The organism is Kitasatospora sp. NPDC041917 (genome assembly GCF_055589745.1).
Genome location: NZ_JBVJBI010000088.1, coordinates 1 through 4,238, shown reverse-complemented (window position 1 = coordinate 4,238; position 4,238 = coordinate 1). Strand labels below are relative to the sequence as shown.

The 4,238-nt window shown below is 72.3% G+C and carries 4 protein-coding genes and 1 pseudogene; 2 read left to right on the top strand and 3 right to left on the bottom strand.

From position 1 onward, the window contains the following. Positions 1–114: 114 nt before the first annotated feature. From ACZ6EM_RS40135 to ACZ6EM_RS40125, 3 genes are all read right to left on the bottom strand, one after another. Positions 115–1,530 (bottom strand): hypothetical protein, encoded by a 1,416-nt coding sequence (locus ACZ6EM_RS40135; RefSeq protein WP_465774642.1) that lies wholly within the window; start codon positions 1,528–1,530, stop codon positions 115–117. Between the two features lie 248 nt (positions 1,531–1,778). Further along, positions 1,779–2,549, bottom strand: coding sequence for a lysophospholipid acyltransferase family protein (locus ACZ6EM_RS40130; RefSeq protein ID WP_452181044.1), 771 nt, complete (start codon positions 2,547–2,549; stop codon positions 1,779–1,781). A 222-nt stretch (positions 2,550–2,771) separates the two neighbouring features. Next, entirely contained in the window at positions 2,772–3,197 is a 426-nt protein-coding gene (locus ACZ6EM_RS40125; RefSeq protein ID WP_359915560.1) for a DUF4395 domain-containing protein, read from the bottom strand. A 319-nt stretch (positions 3,198–3,516) separates the two neighbouring features. Between ACZ6EM_RS40125 and ACZ6EM_RS40120 the strand changes: the two genes are divergently transcribed. Both ACZ6EM_RS40120 and ACZ6EM_RS40115 read left to right on the top strand, forming a co-directional pair. Beyond that, the gene (locus ACZ6EM_RS40120; protein WP_359915558.1) at positions 3,517–3,843 is read left to right on the top strand and encodes a TlpA family protein disulfide reductase; all 327 of its coding nucleotides are present in this window, start codon (positions 3,517–3,519) and stop codon (positions 3,841–3,843) included. Between the two features lie 264 nt (positions 3,844–4,107). Then, positions 4,108–4,238: pseudogene (locus tag ACZ6EM_RS40115) on the top strand (electron transfer flavoprotein subunit beta); the annotation flags it as partial.

Here is a 4,238-nt window from a genome sequence, read left to right as displayed (position 1 = left end):
ATGGTACTGCAGGGGGGACCCTGTGGGAGAGTAGGACGCCGCCGAACAATTCTTCAGAAGAACCCCCATCCGGGATCCGGATGGGGGTTCTTCGCATTTCCAGGACCGTACGATCTATTCGTCGGAGCCGGAGCCGGAGCCAGGGCCGGACTCCGATCCCGTCCCGGGGCGCGGCTTTTCGGTGGGCTCCTGCCCTTGGGCCTGGGCCTGCTGCTGGTCATCCGGACGCGGCGTCCGGGAAGCCTGTGGTGCCGGCGAAGGCTGACTCGACCCCTGATCCGACGGCTGGTCCGTTGCCGGAACCGACGGCTGATCCGTTGCCTGAGCCGGTTCGGCGGGAGCCACCGAGCTCTCCGCCGTCCCCCAGGCCGGGCGGCCGAGCCACTTGTCCGCGCTGTTGGTGAGACGGGCGACGCCCGTACCGTCCGGCCGCATGCTGTAGAGGTCGGCGCCGGCACCCGAGGGGGCCTGGGCGAAGACGATGGACTTGCCGTCCGGCGCGTAGGCGGCGGTGCCGTAGAAGATGTCCGAGGGGGCGGGGGTGAGGGCGCCGACGGCGCTGCCGTCGGGGTGCACGGTGTAGATGCCGCCGCCGGGGGCGTTGTCGGGGCCGGCCGGGTAGGTGGTGAAGAGGATCTGGGTGCCGTCGGGGGACCAGTCCGCACGGTCGCCCGCGCGCAGTTCCCAGGGGGTGAGCTGGCGCAGCCCGGTGCCGTCCGCGCTGACGACGTAGATGGCGCGGCTGCCGGCGGGCTGCCCGGTGGCGCTGGTGCGGTACTCGAAGGTGAGCTGCTTCCCGTCGGGGGACCAGCTGGGATTGCTGACGATGCCGGAGTAGGGCTTGTCATTGGTGAGGAAGGTGAGCCGCTGGACGTCGGTGCCCTCGGGGCTCATCAGGTAGAGGTCCGAGTACTGGATCTGGCGGCTGCCGGTCGAGTCCTGGGCGCCCCAGGATCGGCTGAAGGCGACCTGCTTGCCGTCCGGGGAGAAGGCGGGGGCCCGTTCGTCCTCGTTGGCGCAGTCGGCGGTGCCGCTGTCGCAGAGCTGGTTGATCTGGTGTTCGGGGCCGCCGTTGGTGGGGACGGTCCAGAGCCGGGCGGTGCCGCTCTGCGGGTCGGTGCGGTCGAAGGCGATGGTGGTGCCGTCGGGGGACCAGTCCGGGCGGTCGTCGAGGGCGCGGGCCGGCGGCTTGGTGACCTGGTGCTGGCCGGTGCCGTCGGGGGAGAGGGTGACGATGGCGCTGCTGGTGCGGGCGGAGTCGGTGTAGGCGCGGCTGACGATCAGTCCGTTGTGCGCGGTGGCCGCGGGCGCTCCGACGGCCGCACCGACCACGCCGGGGGTCTCGGCGGGTCTCGCCTCGGGGGTGCTGGTGGGAGTCTCCGGCCGGATCTCGGAGAGCGGGATCTCCCCGGGTTCGGCTCCGCAGCCGGTGAGCAGGGTGCCCAGAAGCAGAAGGCCCGCACCGGCGCTCGCGCGGGTGCGGGCCCTGCCCGTGGGTGACTGCCGTGTGCCGGTGGTGATCCGTGCCATCTCCGCCTCCGAGCCTTTCGACCGTTCCGACGTGTGCCCCCGCCGCGGATTCAGGACGAAGGCCCCTGGAAGGAGCTGTCACTGTGTCAGACGGGGGGCGTCGGCGGTCGGGCGACACGCGACGGAGAGTTCTCGCTCGGTCGCACGGAGTAGACGGAGGGCGGGGGAGGCGGGAGGCCGGCAGGAGGGGCGGAGAAGAGAGGAGAAAGGAGAGGGGGAGAGGAGAGAGAGGGGAGGAGAAGGAGCTGTCAGCCCCGGGCGGCGCGGCGCTCGGCCCGGGCGAGGGCCTCCGCCTCGTCCTCGGCCTCGGCGACCTCCAGGGTGGGGGCGGTGCCGCCGAGGTGGGCGGGCAGCCACCAGGTGTCGTCCTGGCCGGAGGGCTTGGCGGGGTACTCGCGCTGGGCCTGGTCGAGCATCTCGCTCATGGCGGCGCGCAGCCGTCGGGTGACCATCACGGGCTTGTCGTTCGGTCCGAGGTGGATCGGTTCGCCGATCATGATGGTGACCGGGACGTGCCGCTTGGTGAGGGTCTTCGGGCGGCCCTTGGTCCAGAGCTGCTGGGTGCCCCAGAGCACGACGGGCAGCAGCGGGGTGCCGGAGTCGGCTGCCATCCGGGCGGCGCCGGTCTTGAACTTCTTCAGCATGAAGGAGCGGCTGATGGTCGCCTCGGGGAACACCCCGACCACCTCGCCGGCCTTGAGGGCCCGTACGGCGGCCTCGTACGCGGGCTGCCCGTCGGTGCGGTCCACCGGGATGTGCTTCATGCCGCGCATCAGCGGGCCGGAGATCCGGTGCTTGAAGACGTCGTCCTTGGCCATGAAGCGGGTCTTGCGCTTGCCGCCGCGGTACGCGCCGAGGCCCGCGAAGAGGAAGTCCAGGTAGCTGATGTGGTTGCTGACCAGTACCGCTCCCCCCCTGGCGGGGATGTGCTCGGCGCCCACGGTCTTGATCCGCACGTCGAGCGCGCGGAAGGCGGTGAGTGCGGCGCCGATCACCGGCGGGTACACGAACTCTGCCACGGTCAGTCCTGACTTCCACGGGTCGGAGCCCGGTTCGGCGGGTACCCGCTCCGTTGTGCGGGCGGCGCCGACCGGAGCACGGCACTCCGCGGCGGTCACGGGTGATTCACGGAGATGATCCCCCGAACGAGTGCCTGCTGTCACCTGAGGCGTGCGGTCAAGCGAATTTTGGCGGTGTGATCTCCGTGATGAATTCGAACGGGAACTTTTCCGCCGCGCACATCACGCGCCGGCGGTGAGTCTGCCCTGGGCGCGCCGGACCAGGGGGTAGAGCTCGCTGCCCACGCAGTAGCCGAACGCGGCGTTGGCGAAGGCGGCGGTGAGGGCGGCCGAGCAGGCCAGCGCACCGAGCCAGGTCACCTCGGCGCAGTAGCCGAGGGCGCCGACCGCGGTGAACACCATGAGGATGCCCTGGTCGAAGCGGAGCGGCCGCTCGTCCTCGGTCTCGGAGGGCGGTGCGAGCCGGGGGAGCACGAGCGCCTGGAACAGCCGGACGTACGGGGCCATGCGCAGGCCGCCGAAGGCGCCGAGGGCCAGGACGAGCGTCTGGGCGGCCAGGAGGGGGCAGTTGCCGGTGCGCAGGACGACGGCCAGGACGATGGAGGTGAGCGCTGCGGCGAGGCGGGAGCCGCGGGGATCGGTCTGCAACGGTGGCTCCGGGGGTCGCGACGGGCGGCGGCAGCGGCGGGGCGTCGGCGGCGGGCGTCAGCGTCGTCGGTGGACGATGGCCCGGGCCGTGGCGGTGACGCGGCGGCAGGCCGGCGGCTGCGTTGGGTGACAGTCGGAATCCACCGGCCGATCGTACGTGGCCGGGCCCCGGCGGTCGACCGTGTTTCGGGCGCGGAGGGCCCTGCCGCAGACTGGGGGGATGACCTGGCCGCCGGTGCGTGGTGTGGTGCCTTGACGGTGGCCGGGACCGGCCCGCCGTGGGCCGGGCGTGGGGCCGGGAGCGACGGGAGGCCGAGGGTTGAGCACCGAGGACGGGGCGGTACGGCTGTCGGAGGCCGAGTTGGGCGGGCCGCTCGGCGCGCGGGCGACGCTGGTGCAGTTCTCGACGGCCTTCTGCCAGCCGTGCCGGGCCACTCGGAGGGTGCTCTCCGAGGTGGCCGGGATGGTCGACGGGGTCGAGCACGTCGAGGTGGACGCGGAGGAGCGGCTGGAGCTGGTCCGCCGGCTGGAGGTCCGGCGGACGCCGACCGTCCTGGTGCTGGACGGGGAGGGCCGGGTGGTGCGGCGGGCGGCGGGGCAGCCGCGCAGGGTGGACGTGATCGCGGCGCTCGGGCGCGTGGTGTGAGCGTGGTGTGAGCAATCCGGCGGCAGTTGTTCCGCCCCGTCGGGTGGAGTCGGCTCCGGGCTGGGGCAGGATGGGCGCAGGCGGCGGGAGCGGCCGCACGGCATAAGCTACTGGCCAGTAGTGACCACTGCACTACCGGCGAGTATGCTGCCAGGAAGTTCCGGACCGGCACGGGAATTCGCTGCCCGGAGCGGGTGCGTGCCGTGTTCGCGCCCGCTTGCACCGCCGCAGCCGCCGGACGAGACCAGTACAGGAGACAAGGCCGTGAGCTTGAGGATCGTTGTCTGTGTGAAGCACGTGCCGGACGCGACGGGTGACCGTCGTTTCGCGGACGACCACACCACCGACCGGGAGGGTGTGGACGGCCTCCTGTCGGAGCTGGACGAGTACGGCGT

Excerpts from the sequence above, each read along its gene's own strand:
- ACZ6EM_RS40135 (WP_465774642.1), bottom strand. The coding sequence starts at position 1,530 with ATGGCACGGATCACCACCGGCACACGGCAGTCACCCACGGGCAGGGCC.